General features: G+C 59.8%; 14 protein-coding genes. 6 read left to right on the forward strand and 8 right to left on the reverse strand.

Features of this window, described 5'->3' with window-relative positions; translation table 11 throughout:
• Positions 1 to 151 precede the first annotated feature (151 nt).
• From ACYZT1_RS03555 to ACYZT1_RS03580, 6 genes are all read left to right on the forward strand, one after another.
• The gene (locus ACYZT1_RS03555) at positions 152 to 904 is read left to right on the forward strand and encodes a hypothetical protein (protein ID WP_462017705.1); all 753 of its coding nucleotides are present in this window, start codon (positions 152 to 154) and stop codon (positions 902 to 904) included.
• 144 nt (positions 905 to 1048) lie between these two features.
• Positions 1049 to 2356: a precorrin-3B synthase gene (cobG, locus tag ACYZT1_RS03560; RefSeq protein ID WP_462019178.1), complete on the forward strand. Its 1308-nt coding sequence runs from the start codon at positions 1049 to 1051 to the stop codon at positions 2354 to 2356.
• Positions 2349 to 2975: a precorrin-8X methylmutase gene (locus tag ACYZT1_RS03565; RefSeq protein ID WP_462017706.1), complete on the forward strand. Its 627-nt coding sequence runs from the start codon at positions 2349 to 2351 to the stop codon at positions 2973 to 2975. The genes cobG and ACYZT1_RS03565 overlap by 8 nt, the downstream gene beginning before the upstream one ends.
• Positions 2975 to 3706, forward strand: coding sequence for a precorrin-2 C(20)-methyltransferase (locus ACYZT1_RS03570; RefSeq protein ID WP_462019179.1), 732 nt, complete (start codon positions 2975 to 2977; stop codon positions 3704 to 3706). The genes ACYZT1_RS03565 and ACYZT1_RS03570 overlap by 1 nt, the downstream gene beginning before the upstream one ends.
• Positions 3706 to 5409 (forward strand): precorrin-3B C(17)-methyltransferase, encoded by a 1704-nt coding sequence (gene cobJ / locus ACYZT1_RS03575; protein WP_462017707.1) that lies wholly within the window; start codon positions 3706 to 3708, stop codon positions 5407 to 5409. Before ACYZT1_RS03570 ends, cobJ begins: the two co-directional genes overlap by 1 nt.
• Positions 5410 to 5727: 318 nt before the next feature.
• On the forward strand, positions 5728 to 6519 hold the full coding sequence (locus tag ACYZT1_RS03580; RefSeq protein WP_462017708.1) for a hypothetical protein: 792 nt from the start codon (positions 5728 to 5730) through the stop codon (positions 6517 to 6519).
• Positions 6520 to 6567: 48 nt separating this feature from the next.
• On the opposite strand, the gene ACYZT1_RS03585 is transcribed toward ACYZT1_RS03580, so the two are convergent.
• The 8 genes from ACYZT1_RS03585 to prmA form a co-directional block, all read right to left on the reverse strand.
• On the reverse strand, positions 6568 to 7164 hold the full coding sequence (locus ACYZT1_RS03585; RefSeq protein WP_150580926.1) for a MarC family protein: 597 nt from the start codon (positions 7162 to 7164) through the stop codon (positions 6568 to 6570).
• Between the two features lie 63 nt (positions 7165 to 7227).
• The gene (locus tag ACYZT1_RS03590; protein WP_462017709.1) at positions 7228 to 10017 is read right to left on the reverse strand and encodes a hybrid sensor histidine kinase/response regulator; all 2790 of its coding nucleotides are present in this window, start codon (positions 10015 to 10017) and stop codon (positions 7228 to 7230) included.
• 99 nt (positions 10018 to 10116) lie between these two features.
• Positions 10117 to 11412, reverse strand: coding sequence for a phosphoribosylamine--glycine ligase (gene purD / locus ACYZT1_RS03595; protein WP_462017710.1), 1296 nt, complete (start codon positions 11410 to 11412; stop codon positions 10117 to 10119).
• A 181-nt stretch (positions 11413 to 11593) separates the two neighbouring features.
• Positions 11594 to 13201 carry a bifunctional phosphoribosylaminoimidazolecarboxamide formyltransferase/IMP cyclohydrolase gene (gene purH, locus ACYZT1_RS03600; protein WP_462017711.1) on the reverse strand — a complete coding sequence of 536 codons (1608 nt, stop codon included), beginning with the start codon at positions 13199 to 13201 and terminating at the stop codon, positions 11594 to 11596.
• Between the two features lie 82 nt (positions 13202 to 13283).
• On the reverse strand, positions 13284 to 13604 hold the full coding sequence (fis, locus tag ACYZT1_RS03605) for a DNA-binding transcriptional regulator Fis (RefSeq protein ID WP_007945216.1): 321 nt from the start codon (positions 13602 to 13604) through the stop codon (positions 13284 to 13286).
• Positions 13601 to 14611 (reverse strand): tRNA dihydrouridine synthase DusB, encoded by a 1011-nt coding sequence (gene dusB / locus ACYZT1_RS03610; protein ID WP_462017712.1) that lies wholly within the window; start codon positions 14609 to 14611, stop codon positions 13601 to 13603. The genes fis and dusB overlap by 4 nt, the downstream gene beginning before the upstream one ends.
• Before the next feature lie 185 nt (positions 14612 to 14796).
• Complete coding sequence (locus ACYZT1_RS03615; RefSeq protein WP_462017713.1) at positions 14797 to 16023, reverse strand: DUF3426 domain-containing protein; 1227 nt, start codon at positions 16021 to 16023, stop codon at positions 14797 to 14799.
• A 30-nt stretch (positions 16024 to 16053) separates the two neighbouring features.
• Positions 16054 to 16932, reverse strand: coding sequence for a 50S ribosomal protein L11 methyltransferase (gene prmA, locus ACYZT1_RS03620; protein ID WP_462017714.1), 879 nt, complete (start codon positions 16930 to 16932; stop codon positions 16054 to 16056).
• Positions 16933 to 17184 lie beyond the last annotated feature (252 nt).

A 17184-nucleotide genomic window follows, 5' to 3' on the forward strand; every position in this document is an offset into this window, starting at 1 on the left:
TCTGTTCATCTGTATAAAGCGGCGCATGATAACGCGCCGGCAGTGAAGACGAGTAATGGAATGTTTTAAGTTTGCGGCCCTAGGCAGTGGTTGATGTTATCGGAGTTGGATAATCTGGGTTTTTATTGATTCACTTTAAAAGGATTTAATGATGCGTTTTGATAAAACAGAAAGTTTTGACTTGATGGCTTACTCCTCTGAGTTTGAGCGGGACTTCGGAGTCGGTAATAAAAAGTCCGCTCGAAGTTTCCCCGCGCTGGATCAGCAAGCAGCGGCCGGGTCGTTGTTGCAAGGTAATCTGATCAGCACCGCGCGGGGCGTGTCACGCCAGGATAAACGCGACGTAAACGTCAGCGTGAAATATGCACAGTGGTATGCAAGCAAGGAGCGCGATCGTGAAACGGATTCCCAGGGCTGGTTTTCCAAGTTTGCCGTCGCGCTGTGGTCCATGGGCTGGGAATACGAAGACAGGGATGTTGTCGAAAAAAACTTTAGCCACTTCTTTGGTCAGCTCAGCCGGGCGTATTTGAATACGCTTGCTGGTGTTAACGCTCCGATGCTTAAAATTACAACAGACATGTTTAATGCTCTTTTGCTTAATAAGTCCGCCCTTTGGTCCTTGTCCAGGGAAAGTCGCCAAGGCAGAGAGTTCGCGATTGCTCCCGCTGAATATGACAGGCAAGGACGGTTGTCAGTAAGTTTGAACGATTACTCGTTGAGGGCGCGGGCCCAGCGCGAGGAATTTCTGTTTTGGGACTGGAACGAAAGCAATGTGTCGCTGACACATCGTGCTGTGCCGCTTACCCTGAACAGAGCACGGTTCGATGAGGTTCGCAAGGAGCTCAATGACCGGCTCGATCTGATTTCAGCCGCCATATTCGAGTTTTACACCGAGCGTCTGTGAAGGAGGCCGCATGAAGGATTGAGGGGCAAGGCAATTGCGACACGCGGTCTTATGATGCTGCTGGGCAAAGCAGGCATAATACGGCGCGCTTCCGTCGGGAGGCGCTTTCACTCTGATCCGGTCGTTCCTTTGAGCAAACTCTCTGTGTCCAGTACATTGCGCCCCTCGGCTTGCCCGGGGTTGCTGCGTATTGTGCAAGCAAGGGACGGCGGTATCTGCCGGATAAAGCTCGCTGGCGGCGTCATCAGTGCCGTACAGGCCACCGCCGTGGCAGACGCCGCGCAGCGGTATGCAAGCTCGGTTATCGAAGCGACCAACCGGGCCAATCTGCAAATTCGCGGCATCGGCGATGAACAGGCTGCTTTGATCGACGGTCTGCTGGCCGCCGGCCTTGGTCCGTCCAATGCGGCGGGCGACGATGTGCGTAATCTGATGCTGAGTCCCAGCGCGGGCATTGATCGGCAGATGGTGTTCGACACCCGCGACCTGGCCCGCGAGATCCTCGCTACCTTGCAAGGGCAGGCACGTTTTCACGACCTCAGCGCCAAATTCGCCGTGCAACTTGACGGTCGCGAGCGTCTGGCGATGCTCGAACACCCCCATGATCTATGGTTGTCTGCTGTCGAACACGAGGGCGAGCGGCGGTTGGCGTTTGGCCTGGCGGGATGCCCCACAGACGTGCCGGCGGGTTCAGTGCCACTGGAGCAGGGGCACGCACTGGTGGTCGCCGTGCTTGAATTGTTTCTTGAGCTGGCCGGCCCCGAGCACACGCGAATGCGCCATTTGCTGAGCGTCATTCCTGCTACCGATTTCCTGGCCCGGCTCGCCGAGTGCGTGCCGTTCACACCCGCTACCGACTGGACGCGTCCATCGGATTGCGCGCCTCTGCACATTGGCGTGCATCCGCAGTTGCAAACCGGTTTTGCCTATGTCGGCGCGGTGCCGCCGCTGGGGCGGCTTGATAGTGCCATGCTCCGCAGCGCTGCTCGCTTGGCACAGGCGTACGGTGATGCAACGCTGCGGTTCTCGCCCTGGCAAAGCCTGCTGTTGCCCAACGTTCGTCACGAGCACGCCGATAAAGTCGTTCGTCGTCTGCATGCGTTGGGCTTTGCGTGTGACCCCGGTCAGGCGTTGTCACGATTGATTGCCTGCTCGGGTTCGACCGGCTGCGGCAGAGGCCTGGCCGATACCAAAGGCGATGCGCTGAAACTGGCCGCTCTGTTGCAGCGCCACGGCAGCGTACTGAACATGCATCTGAGCGGTTGTTCGCGTTCCTGCGCCGCCGCGCATGTCGCACCGGTCACGTTGCTGGCGGTCGGCCCCGGTCGCTACGACCTCTATTTCCGCCAGACGGGGCAGCCGGGTTTCGGCGCTCTGCAGGCACGCAACCTTACTATTGAAGCGGTCGACGCCTTGCTCGATACCCGCCTACGGAGCCCATTTGATGCTTGATTACATCCGCGACGGTCAGGAGATCTATCGCAACTCCTTCGCGATCATTCGTTCGGAAGCCAATCTGGAGCGAATTCCGGCCGATCTGGAAAAGCTCGCGGTTCGCGTCATTCATGCCTGCGGCATGGTCGAGGCGATTGATGGTCTGCAATTTTCCGATGGTGCGGGCAACGCCGGGCGCGCCGCGCTTGCCGCCGGTGCGCCGATCCTGTGCGATGCGCGGATGGTCTGCGAAGGCGTGACTCGCACGCGCTTGCCGGCGAACAACCCGGTCATCTGTACCCTGCGCGATGAAAGCGTGCCTGACCTCGCACGCGAGTTGGGCAACACTCGCTCCGCAGCGGCGCTGGAACTCTGGCGCCCGCACCTGGAAGGCAGCGTTGTGGTGATCGGCAATGCGCCAACCGCACTGTTTTACCTGCTGGAAATGCTCGACGCCGGCGCGCCGAAACCGGCGTTGATCCTCGGTTTCCCGGTAGGTTTTGTCGGCGCCGCCGAGTCCAAGGCAGCACTCGCGGCGGACAGCCGTGGCGTGCCGTTTGTCATCATGCAAGGCCGGCTGGGCGGTAGCGCCATGGCCGCGGCTGCCGTCAATGCCCTTGCCACGGAGATCGAATGATGCAGCAACCCGGACGTTTGATCGGCCTTGGCGTCGGGCCCGGTGATCCGGAACTGATTACCGTCAAGGCCTTGCGCCTGCTGCGCGAGTCGCCGGTCGTTGCGTACTTCGTCGCCAAAGGCAAAAAGGGCAATGCCTTCGGCATTATCGAAGCGCACTTGCAGGACGCCCAGACCCTGCTGCCACTGGTGTATCCGGTGACCACCGAAGCCCTGCCGGCACCGCTGTCCTATGAACAAGTGATCAGCGATTTCTACGATGCGGCCGGCGAAGAGCTGGCGGCGCATCTCGATGCCGGTCGAGACGTGGCGGTGATCTGCGAAGGCGATCCGTTCTTCTACGGCTCCTACATGTACCTGCACGATCGCCTCGCCGAACGCTATGAAGCTGAAGTCGTGCCCGGCGTCTGCTCGATGCTCGGCGGCGCTTCGGTGCTGGGTGCTCCGCTGGTGTATCGCAATCAGAGCTTGTCGGTGCTGTCTGGCGTACTGCCTCACGACGATCTCAAACGACGCCTCGCCGACGCCGATGCGGCGGTAATCATGAAGCTGGGACGTAATTTCCCCAAGGTTCGCCAGGTGCTGGGGGAACTCGGACTGGCCGAGCGTGCGCTTTACGTTGAACGCGCAACCATGGCCAATCAGAAGATCGTGCCGCTGGATCAGGTCGAGCCGATGTCTTCACCGTACTTCTCGCTGATCATCGTTCCGGGCGAAAGGTGGCAAGGCTGATGACTCGTCCAGCTCCCGCCATTGTCATTCTCGGTAATGGCAGCCTCGCCACTGCGCGCAAGATTCAACAGGTGTACCCCGGCGCCCTGATCCATGGACGGGTGGAACGGGTCGAGGGCGCAGATCGTTTCTATAGCGAATTCGGCGCTACCCTGCGTGAGCTCTACCAACAGGACACGCCGATCATAGCGCTGTGTGCGGCGGGCATTGTGATTCGGACCCTGGCGCCTGTGTTGCTGGAAAAAGGTGCCGAGCCGCCGGTGCTGGCCGTGGCTGAAGACGGCAGCGCGGTGGTGCCACTGCTGGGCGGGTTGGGTGGCGTTAACGTGATGGCACGAGACATTGCCGCGGCGTTGGACGTGGCGGCGGCGATCACCACCAGTGGAGAACTGCGCTTCGGTACGTGCCTGTTAAATCCGCCCAGTGGCTATGCTCTGGGCGACCTGGAATCGGGCAAGCGTTTCGTGTCCGATCTGCTGGCCGGTGAAACGGTGCGCATCGAAGGCTCGGCGCCGTGGTTGGCCCACGCACAGTTGCCGCAAAACCCGCAAGCGCGACTGGCCGTTCATATCGGACATGCCGAGCGCACGCCGGCGGCCGGGGAACTTGTGATCTATACGCGCAACGTGTTGGTGGCGGTCAGCGCCGGTGTGGCCGAGCTGCCGGGGGCCATTCGCGAGGCGCTGCACGAGGCTAAAATCGCCGTGCAATCCGTGGCGTTGTTACTGGCTCCCGACAGCGACATGGCGGATTCGGCGCTGCGTGAGGCGGCCCTTGAACTCGGCGTGCCGTTACGTTTTACCCACGCTGCCGGTACGGCCAGCGAACTGGTGCGCCAAGCGGTTTGCCAGCCTGTGTCGATCTTCGGCGGTGACACCATTGCCATCGCATTGGCCGAGCAGCCTCTTGACACTTTGTCGATCGGTCGTCCCCGCGGTCGTCTGGCGGTGATTGGTCTGGGCCCTGGCGCTGCGGAGTTGATGGTGCCAGCGGTCAAGGCCGAGCTTGCTCGCGCGAATGACGTGCTGGGCTACGAAACCTATGTGCGCATGGCCGGCCCTTTCCGCGCCGATCAAGTGCTGCACTGCACTGACAACCGCGAAGAGATGCAGCGCGCGCGCCATGCTTTCGAGCTGGCCGCGCAAGGCCGTTCGGTGGTGGTGGTTTCATCGGGCGATCCGGGTGTGTTCGCCATGGCGGCGGCGGTGCTCGAAGCGCTGCACGAGTCCACGGATGCCGCCTGGCATAACGTCGACCTGGAAATTTTGCCGGGTGTATCGGCATCGCTGGCAACCGCCGCACAGGCGGGCGCGCCATTGGGACATGACTTCTGCGTGCTGTCGCTATCGGACAACCTCAAGCCCTGGGACATCATTGAGAAACGCCTCGATCTGGCATCGCAGGCTGATCTGGCGCTGGCGTTCTACAACCCGATATCGCGTTCGCGTCCATGGCAGCTTGGCCGGGCGCTGGAAATCGTCGCGCGACATCGCACGCCTCGAACGCCGGTCGTTTTGGGGCGTGACATCGGCCGTCCAGGCCAGACCTTGCGCGTGACGACCCTCGGCCAGTTGACCCCGGACCAGGTGGATATGCGCACCATGGTGTTGGTGGGTTCTTCCACCACTTGCGTATTTGCGCGTGCGGGGGGTGGTGAGTGGGTTTACACCCCGCGTTGGTACGCAAAGAAGCCCGCTTCCTGAGATGTCGGTTTTCGTTGAAAGAGCCATGGCAGTCGATTGATCTGTCGAGTTACCGTGGCTTTCCCTTTTTGGCGATTCACCCTGTGCCGGGTTTTGCAGGCTGAGTTCTGCGTGGTCGGTGGGTCATTGCTGGCCAGTTATCCGTGAGCAGGATTTTTTAAGTTTTATATGCATCGTTATTTTTAATAAGTTGCTGTTTTGTTGTGTAAGTCATGTTTCGTATTTAATAGTTTGTTGATGCAGCCGATTGGGTGCGATAGGTTTTTGTCAGGCGCCTGGTTCGGGTCGCCGCATATGATTAAATTAAAGGGAATTTAAATGAGCAAGATGAACGAAGTTGAAGCAAGTGCCTATTTCGATCAGTGCCTTGGGCAATGTCGAGCCAAACTCGAACTTGCGGGTCCGAAAATTCAGACCCGTTCTGCGCGCGCATTGCCGATTGATCGCGATGAGCTGAATGCCGCCATTATGGGCAGTGGCATTGTTGGCTTTCTGGAGGGGATGTCGAGGCGTAACAAGCGCATTGTAAAGAACACCTACGCTTATGCCGATATTGCTTCCAAGCTCCTGTTCCCGGGTAAGTCGGAGAAGGTCGCCCGTTACCAATGCTTCAAGAAACTAATGTTTGCCACGGGTTGGACCGAGTATCACGGCGCCTTCACTCAATACACATCCAACAGCACCAAATTGATGATGGATAATGTCGCACTGGATATTGTTCACTCGGTGGCCGGTGGTGTGGCTGGATCTGCTGCGAATGCGATGAAAATCGTAGCGGACAAAACCATCGATGCACTGAAGAAACAGCCGGATGTTGTCAAACTGTTTGAGCGTCACGCCATGGAAGCCAGCGGCGCAAACTTTGGTGTGTCCGTGTGCAAGCAAGACGAAGAAGCCGAAGTCACGATGGCCGTCGGCACAGTGCGTTATGACTCATCGGTGAATAATACGAAAGTTATCTTTGTGGAGTGGAATAGTTCCGATGTCGAGATCTATCAAGGCAAGGCGCTCTTCACTATTCATGAGGAAGATCTGCGCAAAGAGGCTGAGTGCATCAAATACCTCGACGATCTTCGTGAGGCTGTGTTCATGGAGTTTTCGCCGCTTTAATTGCATTTGACAGCCAGAGGCCTCAGGCATGTGGCTGTCAGTCGCCTGCTACGGCACCAGATATCCCTTTATGCCGGTAAAGATGATTTGCGCTGCCAGCGCACACACAAACAAACCCATCAACCGGCTGACAATCTGCAGGCCCTGGTCGCCAAGAATCCGCTCGATACGGTTCGACAGGTAAAGCACCACGCCGACCGTGAAACTGGCCAGGGCAATGCCGAGAATGGCCGTGAGTTTGTCGTCCCAGTGCGGCTGGCTCACGCCCATCACCAGCAAGGCGCCGATGGTGCCGGGGCCGACGGTAAGGGGGATGGTCAGCGGAACGATGGTCACATCCTGTTGCACGTTGTCAGTCTGTACCGCCGACTTGCCTTGAGCCATGCCCAGCGCCGAGATGAACAGCACGCTGCCGGCACCGATGCGGAACGCATCGACAGTGATACCGAAGACGCTGAAAATCACTCGCCCGAACAGGTACAGCAAGACGCTTGAAACCAATGTGGCGATTGCCACTTTCCAGGCCAGTCGACGTTGTTCCTTGCGCGAATAACCGCGCGTCAGGCTGATGAAACAGGACAGGACGAAGAACGGGCTATAGAGCACCAGCATCTTCAGGTAAACGCTGAACAACACGTGCAGCATGGGGCAGGCTCACTGGCGAAGGAAGTCGAAGGGGAGTCTATCAGGCGCCGCCATCTCTGTCGGTCAGGACGTCTGCACCGTTGTGCGGTTTTGTTGATCGCGCTGGGCAACCCAGTGTTCGATCAATTCGCGCAACTGCGACAGTTCGACCGGCTTGGCCATATGACCATCCATGCCGGCCTGACGCGCGCGTTCCTTGTGCTCGGTGAGGATGTGCGCGGTCAACGCCACCACCGGGGTGCGAATCCGCTGGTTGCCAACTTCCCAGGCACGCAATTGCTGGGTGGCCGAGAAACCGTCGAGTATCGGCATTTCACAATCCATCAACACCAGGTCGTAACGCTGGGCTTTCATCGCCTGCAAAGCTTCTTCGCCGTTACTCGCGGTATCGGGTTGCAGGTTGAGCTTGCCGAGCATGCCGCGAATGACCTTTGTGGAAATGCTGTTGTCTTCGGCCACCAAGATGCGGAAATCGCTGGGGACCTTGACTGGCAGAGGCAGGCCGCCCGGCGGCTGTGGCGTAACGGCCAGGCCCTTGTTGCGCTGCGTGAGCTCATCTGCCAGCGTCGTTTTGAGGGTGTAGCCGGCCACCGGTTTGGCGAGGATGCGCTTGATACCCGAGTTGCGCGCAATGATCTTGCTGGGTGCATTACTGATGCCGGTCAGCATGATCAGCAGAATGTCGTGATTAAGGCTTGGGTCTTCCTTGATCTTGGCCGCCAGTTGCATGCCGGTCATGCCGGGCATGTTCTGATCGAGCAGCACGATGTCGAAATAGTCGCGCAAGTGCGCCTTGGTGCGTAGCAGGGCCAGCGCTTCCTTGCCGGACGCCACGGCACTGACATTCAGACCCCAGGCGGTGCATTGCTGCACTAACACCTTGCGACAGGTGTCGTTGTCATCCACGACCAGGACGCGCGCGCCTTGCAGCGGACCGTCGAGGTCGGATGTCGGATGTTCGAGGCGATCGGGGTCCAGTGGCAATGTCAGCCATAAGGTGCTGCCCTGATTGGCGCTGCTTTTGATGCCAAATTCGCCGTGCATCAGACGAATCAGCTGCCGCGCGATGACCAGCCCCAGGTTGCCGCCAAGGCGGGTGGCCGAGAGGAAGTTCTTGCTGTGAAGTTCGGCGTGCATCAACGCGTCGCGCTCTTCGGCTTCCATCGGCTCTCCGCTGTCCTGAACGGCAATGCGCAGGCGCGGTTTGGCGCTACGATCGTCCAGTGCCACAACGATCAGAATTTCGCCTTCATCGGTTTTTTTCAGGGCGTTTTCCAGCAGACTCAACAGGGTCTGACGCAAGCGGGTCGGATCACCACTGATGACTCGCGGCACTTGCGGCTGGATGAAGCTGATGAGCTCGACGTTCTGCTGCTCAGCTTTGGCGCGGAAAATACTCAGGCAGTCTTCGATCAGAGCGTTGAGGTCAAACTGCACGTCGTCCAGCTCGATCTGCCCGGACTCCAGTTTGGAGATGTCGAGTATTTCGTTGATCAGGGTCAGCAGTTCGTTACCGGCACTGTGGATGGTTTGCACGTAATCTCGCTGCTTGACCGAGAGCGGTGTTCCCAGCAATAACTCGGTCATGCCCAACACGCCATTCATGGGCGTGCGGATTTCGTGACTGATTTTTGCCAGGAATTCGGCTTTGGCATTGATCTCGGCATTGCTGGCCGCAAGGTCGCGACTGACGCTGAACCGGTCTTCGGTGATGCTGCGCTGGCGTTCGCTCAGGGCTACGCTCATCAACAGGCCACTGATGCAGATGAACACCAGCAGGGCGGCGATCAAGCCCTTCGGCTCCATCAGCGTCAGCCCGAGCAGGGCCGGCAGAATGATCAAGGCGCCGAGGTTGAACACCACCATGGCCGCGACGAAGAACCGCGCCGGTCGGTAGCCTTTTTGCCAGTGCCAGGCACTGACGAACAACATCGTCAGGCCCGCCAATGCGACGAGTGCGTAGGTGATGATGTTCAGGGGAAGCGTGTCGACGAACAACAGCAGCAGGCCGCAAGCTACGATGAACAGGATGTCACCCAGCAACAGTCGGTTCAGCGGGTGGGAGCCGAGTGGGGCGAAGAAGCGGTAAGCGAACATCAGGCCGCACGGCGCGGTCATCAGCAAAGCGACGTAGGCGCCCGGTGTTTGCTGGGCATGCCAGTCTGGCAGCCATGGCCCGAGGATGTTCAGCAGCAGCGCCATGCTGAGCAGCAGCAGCGTCTCGCAACCTGACAGCCAGAGGCTGCTGCGCGAGCGTGTATAGGCATACCGGATGAGATTGTGCAGGATCAGCATGCTGAGACAACCGAACAACAGGCCGAAAATCAGCGCCTGGGTCTGATTGGCCGCCGTGGCGATGGCCGACTGCAACGTAATGTAAGGCCGCATCTGGTGCTGGGAGACCAGCCGCAGGTAAACCTCAAGGGGTTTGTCAGCCTGCGGAAGCGGCAGCAGGTAGTCGCTGCCGGGCAACGGTCGTTCGGCCTGTGGCTGATCGGTGCCGGTGTTGATTTGCTCGATCAGCCTGTCGCCGTCCAGCACAAACAGGTTGAGGTGCGCCAGATCGGGTGCAAAAACCTTCAACACCTGCTCGTGCCTGCCTGGGGTGAGCCGGAATCGTAGCCACAGTGCACCGTCGGGCTCGGCGGCCGAGACGCGTTCGAGTTCAATGGGGCTGAATTGATTGACGAAACGAGCGGAGCGGATGTCGCTCAGTTGCAGGTCGCCCTGCTCATCGAGCAAAACCGCCCAACCACTGCCCTGCTCGGCCTGGGCCTGGGCCTGGGCTGAAAGCGTGCAGAGCATTGTCAGCAGCGTGACAGTGAAACCTATGGCAATCCTGAGCCAGCGCACGGCGAAATCCCTTCGTAGGTTGATGCCAGAATATAACTATGCGCGGCGCCGGAATAGTCCGGCAAGGGCTCAACGCCCTCGCCCGACCGAATGGAGCGTTTATTCCTGATTCTCGCCACGCTCGCGGGCAATGGCGCGGTAGCCAATGTCTTTGCGATAGAAACAGCCATGCCAATCAATGTGTGCGGCCAGCTTGTACGCCTGGCGCTGGGCGGCATCAACGCTTGCGCCCATGGCGGTGGCGCACAACACCCGACCGCCGGCCGTCACAACTTCGCCATCCTTGAGTGCCGTACCGGCGTGGAAGACTTTACCTTCCAGCGCGGCTGCCGCATTCAGGCCGTTGATTGCGGTGCCCTTGGCGTAATCGCCAGGATAACCGCCAGCGGCCAGCACGATGCCGACGCTCGGTCGCGGATCCCATTGTGCTTCGATCTTGTCCAGGGCTTGAGCCAGCGCAGCCTCGACCAGCAACACCAGGCTCGACTGCAGGCGCAGCATAACCGGTTGTGTCTCGGGGTCGCCGAAACGGCAGTTGAATTCGATGACTTTTGGGTTACCAGCTTTGTCGATCATCAAGCCGGCGTAGAGGAAACCGGTGTAGACATTGCCTTCCTCGGCCATGCCGCGCACGGTTGGCCAGATGACCAGGTCCATGACACGCTGGTGCACTTCGCTGGTCACCACCGGCGCCGGGGAGTAGGCCCCCATGCCGCCAGTATTCGGGCCGGTATCGCCGTCGCCGACGCGTTTGTGATCCTGGCTGGTGGCCATCGGCAATACGTTCTTGCCATCGACCATGACGATGAAGCTGGCTTCTTCGCCGTCGAGGAATTCTTCAATGACTACGCGCGAGCCAGCGTCGCCAAAAGAGTTGCCCGCGAGCATGTCGCGCACCGCGTCTTCGGCTTCGGCCAGGGTCATGGCTACAATCACGCCTTTACCGGCGGCCAGGCCATCGGCCTTGATCACGATCGGTGCGCCTTTTTCACGCAGGTAAGCCAGGGCTGGCTCGATCTCCGTGAAGTTTTGGTAGTCGGCGGTCGGGATCTTGTGGCGCGCGAGGAAATCCTTGGTGAACGCTTTCGAACCTTCCAGCTGGGCAGCGCCAGCGGTTGGACCGAAGCAGTCTAGGCCACGGGCGCGGAACAGATCGACGACGCCAGCCACCAGCGGTACTTCCGGACCGACAATGGTCAGCGCGACATTTTTTTCAGCGAAGTCGGCCAACTGCTCAAGCGCCAGCACGTCGATTTCGACATTTTCGCATTTGGCTTCGATGGCGGTGCCGGCGTTGCCTGGTGCCACAAACACTTTCTGCACGCGCGGATCCTGAGCCACTTTCCAGGCCAGGGCGTGTTCACGGCCACCGCTGCCAATGATCAAAACATTCATTTCAAAAAACCTCGGATGACGCTAATTCTGTGTAGGGCTGGCACCCGCGAACGGAGCAACCCCTGTAGCAGCTGCCGAAGGCTGCGTTAAGGTCGGAACGACCTTCCGGCAATAAAACGATTACGACCGCTTCGCGGCCGGACGCAGCCTGACGGCAGCTGCTACACCGACCGCGTTTCTGTTAGTGACGGAAGTGGCGCATGCCGGTGAACACCATCGCGATACCCGCTTCGTCGGCTGCCGCGATGACTTCTGCATCACGCATCGAGCCACCGGGCTGGATCACCGCAGTGATGCCCACCTTGGCCGCATTGTCCAGGCCATCGCGGAACGGGAAGAATGCATCGGAAGCCATCACCGAACCGGCGACCTGCAAACCGGCGTGCTCGGCCTTGATTGCAGCGATGCGGGCCGAGTTCACACGGCTCATCTGGCCTGCGCCGACACCGATGGTCTGGCGATTTTTGGCATAAACGATCGCGTTGGATTTAACGTACTTGGCGACTTTCCAGGCGAAGATCAGGTCGTGGATTTCCTGTTCGGTCGGTGCGCGCCGGGTCACGACTTTGAGGTCATCGGCGCCGATCATGCCGATGTCGCGGCTCTGCACCAACAGGCCACCGTTGACGCGTTTGTAATCCCAAGCAGCGGCGCGGTCAGCCGACCATTCGCCACATGCCAGCAAGCGCACGTTGGCTTTGCCCGCCACAATCGCGCGGGCTTCGGCGCTGACGCTTGGAGCGATGATGACTTCGACGAACTGACGCTCGACGATGGCTTTCGCCGTCTCGGCATCCAGTTCACGGTTGAACGCGATGATGCCGCCGAATGCCGACTCGGTGTCGGTTGCGTAAGCCAGTTCGTAGGCCTGACGGATGCCGCCTTCGGCGTCCGGGCTCACTGCCACGCCGCACGGGTTGGCGTGCTTGACGATCACGCAGGCCGGTTTGACGAAGCTCTTCACGCATTCCAGCGCGGCATCGGTGTCGGCCACGTTGTTATAGGAAAGCTCTTTGCCTTGCAGTTGGGTCGCGGTGGCGATACCGACTTCTGCCGGTTTGCTTTCAACGTAAAACGCCGCGCTCTGGTGCGGGTTCTCGCCGTAGCGCATTTCCTGAGCCTTGACGAACTGGCTGTTGAAGGTGCGCGGGAATTCGCTGCGACCTTCGGTGCCGAGCGTGTCAGCGGACTGATTCACGGTGCCCATGTAGTTGGCGATCATGCCGTCATAGGCCGCGGTGTGTTCGAACGCCTTGAGCATCAGGTCGAAGCGCTGAGCGTAGGTCAGGCCACCGGCCTTGAGGCCTTCGAGCACGCTGGCGTAGTCGCTGGCGTTCACTACGATGGCCACGTCCTTATGGTTTTTTGCTGCCGAACGGACCATGGTCGGGCCGCCAATGTCGATGTTCTCGATGGCGGTCGGCAGGTCGCAGCCAGGCTTGTTGATGGTGGCTTCGAACGGGTACAGGTTGACCGCGACCAGATCGATCGGCTTGATGCCGTGCTCGTTCATGATGGCGTCGTCGATACCGCGACGACCGAGGATCCCGCCGTGGATTTTCGGGTGCAGGGTTTTGACCCGGCCGTCCATCATTTCTGCGAAACCGGTGTAATCGGCGACTTCCACTGCGCCAACACCGTTGTCGCGCAGCAGCTTGAACGTTCCGCCGGTGGAGAGGATCTCGACGCCCAGCGCTTCAAGCGCTTGGGCAAACTCGAGAATCCCGGTCTTGTCGGAAACGCTGATCAAGGCGCGGCGGATCGGCAGGCGGGTGGTCTGGTCGGTCATTTCAATTTCCATCAAAAAGCAAAGGAGTCAGCAAAAAAGGCGACCGGTTTTACGCGGGCGCCTTTCTGGTTTGATTGAATGCTTACAGCAAATCGTACTGCTTGAGTTTCTTGCGCAGCGTACCCCGATTGAGTCCGAGCAGCTCGCTGGCCTTGGTCTGGTTGCCCTTGACGTAGTTCATCACGCATTCGAGCAGAGGGGCCTCGACTTCGGAGAGCACCAGGTTGTACACATCCGTGACGGCAGCGCCCTCAAGGTGGGCGAAATAATTGTGCAGCGCCTTCTCGACACTCCCGCGAAGGGTCTGACCTTCTTCGCTTGGCGTATTGAGGTGCTGTTTCAAATTCACGTTGTCGCTCACGGGTGCTGTTCCACTCACTAAAGTCTCGGTCATCATCGTCATGCGGCCACCCCTTCTGCGTCCCCTGTCAGGCTCTTGTAACGTTCGGCGAAGAAGCCCTGAACGTTGGCGCATTGTGCTTCCGTATCTTCCAAACGATTGAAGTGGGCGCGAAACTCCCTGGCGCCTGGCAAGGTTGCCAGGTACCAGCCCACATGCTTGCGAGCGATACGGACGCCCATCACATCGCCATAGAAAGCGTGCAGTGCGGCCAGATGCTCTAGCAGAATACGTTCCACCTCGTTCAGTTCCAGCGCCGGCAGTTTTTCGCCGGTACGCAGGAAATGCTCGATCTCACGAAAAATCCACGGCCGCCCCTGGGCAGCCCGGCCTATCAACAGCCCGTCGGCGCCGGTCGCGTCAAGCACGTACCGGGCTTTTTCGGGTGAATCGATATCGCCGTTGGCGAACACAGGCATCGACACGGCCTGCTTGATTGCGGCAATGGTGTCGTACTCGGCTTCGCCGGTGTACAGGTCGGCGCGGGTGCGGCCATGAATGGCCAGCGCCGCGATACCGGCTTGCTCGGCGATCTTCGCCACCGTCAGGCCGTTCTTGTTGTCCCGGTCCCAGCCGGTGCGAATCTTCAACGTGACCGGCACATCGACTGCGGCCACGACGGCCTGCAGGATTTCGGTCACCAATGCTTCGTCTTTCAACAGCGCGGAACCGGCAGCCTTGTTGCAGACCTTCTTCGCCGGACAGCCCATGTTGATGTCGATAATCTGTGCGCCCAGTTCGACGTTGGCCCGTGCCGCGTCGGCCAGCATCTGCGCATCGCCACCGGCGATCTGGACCGAGCGTGGCTCGGGATCACCTTCGTGGATCATGCGCATCCGCGACTTGCGGGTATTCCACAGACTCATGTCGCTGGTAACCATTTCCGAAACTACCAGCCCCGCGCCCAGTCGCTTGCAGAGCTGACGAAAGGGTTGGTCGGTGACGCCCGCCATCGGGGCGAGAATCAAGCCGTTGTGTAATGTATATGGACCGATGCGTACCGCCGACATAGGACTTCCCTGTTGTGGGGCCGGATCATTAGAGTTCGAAAAAGGGTTGGCATGATACCCGCTCTCGATGACTGGATAAAGGCTGAATTGAACAAAATCTGAACAGTTATTCTGTTATCGCCAGTGGTTTGGTATGAGCGGTCGAAGTCAGAAATATGCCGTCAAAGCCGTACCACTGAAGCGTTTCACTCGGGCGAATGAAAGCTCAGGCTGTAGTTCACCGCTTTGGCGCCTGGGTCGAGAATATCCAGCGCGATGTGGATGGGCGTTTGTGGCGGCATTTCCGCCATGCCTTCGAGATCGCCGCTGAGGTATTCGCCGGGCTTGAAGCGACGGCTGGCCATCAGATGACCATTGAGGTCGGCGAAGCGCAACTCCAGGAGCGGGAAGGGCTGCGAGAAGGGCGCGCGGTTGTAGATGATGGCGTCCACCACCAGCGCACCGTTGAACTCGGGATGGCTGCGCACTACAAGGTTGCTGCTTTTGATTTTGGCGATGTCGACTTTGGACGGCACGGTGCAGCCGATGAGCGGACACACTTGCTGGAACCATGGACGGTATTGGTCCTGACGGGCCATTTCGTCGAAATGATAGGCAATGTATTGCCCCGCGAGCGCGGCGGCACCGAGCAGCACCAACACCAGCCATAGCAGCCGCTTGCCCCAGGGAGAGCGGCGTTTTTGCCAGTCCAGTTGCAACGGATCATCGGTCAGGTCCTGCAGGGCCTCGACTCGTTCGGTCGATTCGTTGCGTTCATGGCGCTTGCGCAGGGGCGCGATTGAAGGCTGGTCGTCGTCGAAATCGTCGCTGGCGGCGGACGCCGACAAGCGTTCGTGATGGAGCGGGGCTTCGAGCGGATCGTTCAGGCGCAACTGCGGCGGCTGCGGCTCGTCGTCCAGTTCGACGGGTACAAGCGACAACGATGGCTCGGTGCGCGCAAGAATGCCGGTCTCGATCAGCGGTGGTGCGGATTTACTGACGTCGGCTGTCTCGGCACGATCGGCGGCCGATTCGCTGAACAGGCTGTCGGACCATGGCTCTTCTTCATGCCCGGCATTATCCCGGCGCGCACTCAAAGTATCGTCCCGCTGCCGGGCGAAGTCGGTAGTCGGCTGGACTTCGCGCTGTTCGAGTCGTGCGAGTTCTTCGTCCAGATCCAGCGTGTCGAGGTCCAGTTCAGTCGCCGACCATTGTTTCTGGCTGATGGCGCGAGGCTCCGCTGCCTCGTCAATTGCCGGTGCAACCGGCGCGACCGCGTCCTTGCCGGCCTGCTCGAGCAATTGCCTGGCGGCGTTGAATACCTGCAGGCACGAGCCGCAACGAACCACTCCGCGGGCCACGCTCAGTTGAGCATGGTTGACGCGGAAGCTGGTTTGGCAATGCGGGCACTGGGTGACGAAGCTGTCGGTCATGCGGCGATCCGGTCTGTGCAGAACTTCATTCTAGCGCCGACGCCCGGTAATGCGCACCCAGCCATCGCGGTTGGCGATCGGGTCCAGATCAAAATCCTGCGCATACGCGGCAGCCACTTCGTCGCCCTGTTCGGCGAGGATGCCTGAGAGCGCCAGGCGTCCACCCGATTTGACCAGGCTCGACAGTTGCGGCGCCAGCGTTACCAGCGGGCCGGCGAGGATGTTGGCCACCAGCACGTCGGCCTGAACCTGCGGCAGGTCCTCAGGCAGATAGAGCGGGAATAACGCCTCGGCAATGTTGTTGCGCCCGGCGTTGTCGCGGGAAGCTTCCAGCGCCTGCACGTCGATGTCGGTGCCGACAGCTTCCTTGGCACCCAACAAAAGGGCAGCAATTGCCAAAATCCCCGAGCCGCAACCGAAATCCAGGACGTTGCAATTCTTCAGGTCCTGGCCGTCGAGCCATTCCAGACACAGCGCGGTGGTCGGGTGAGTGCCGGTGCCGAACGCCAGGCCCGGGTCCAGCAGCAGATTCACCGCATCCGGTTCCGGCGCGGCGTGCCAGCTCGGGACGATCCACAGGCGCTGACCGAAACGCATCGGCTGGAAACCGTCCATCCAGCTGCGTTCCCAATCCTGGTCTTCGATGATTTCGCTGTGATGTTCTGGCAACGGGTGGCCGGTCAGCAATTGCAGATGGGCCAAGACGCTGGCGGCTTCGGTGCCACCTTCGAACAGAGCCAGCAGATGGGTGTGCGACCACAGCGGGGTGGTATTGAGTTCCGGCTCGAAGATCGGCTGATCTTCGGCGTCCATGAAGGTCACCGAAACGGCGCCCACCTCAAGGAAAGCGTCTTCGTAGGTTTCGGCTTGATCCGGGCTGATGGCGAGACGAACTTGCAGCCAAGGCATGGCGGGCACCTTTGAAAAATATTGAGTGCAGCCTGGCGGGCCGCGAGAAGGGCGCAAGTTTACGCGAGCGCGCAGCAGAAGACGACAGGGTAGACGGGGTCCGGAAGTGAACAAATAACTTGTGGCGAGGGGGCTTGCCCCCGTTCGGCTGCGCAGCAGTCGCACAACCCTCCAATCTCATTGAATCAGACAAACCGGATCGACTGTTTTGGGACTGCTGCGCAGTCCAACGGGGGCAAGCCCCCTCGCCAC

This window comes from Pseudomonas sp. PB3P13, assembly GCF_054897735.1.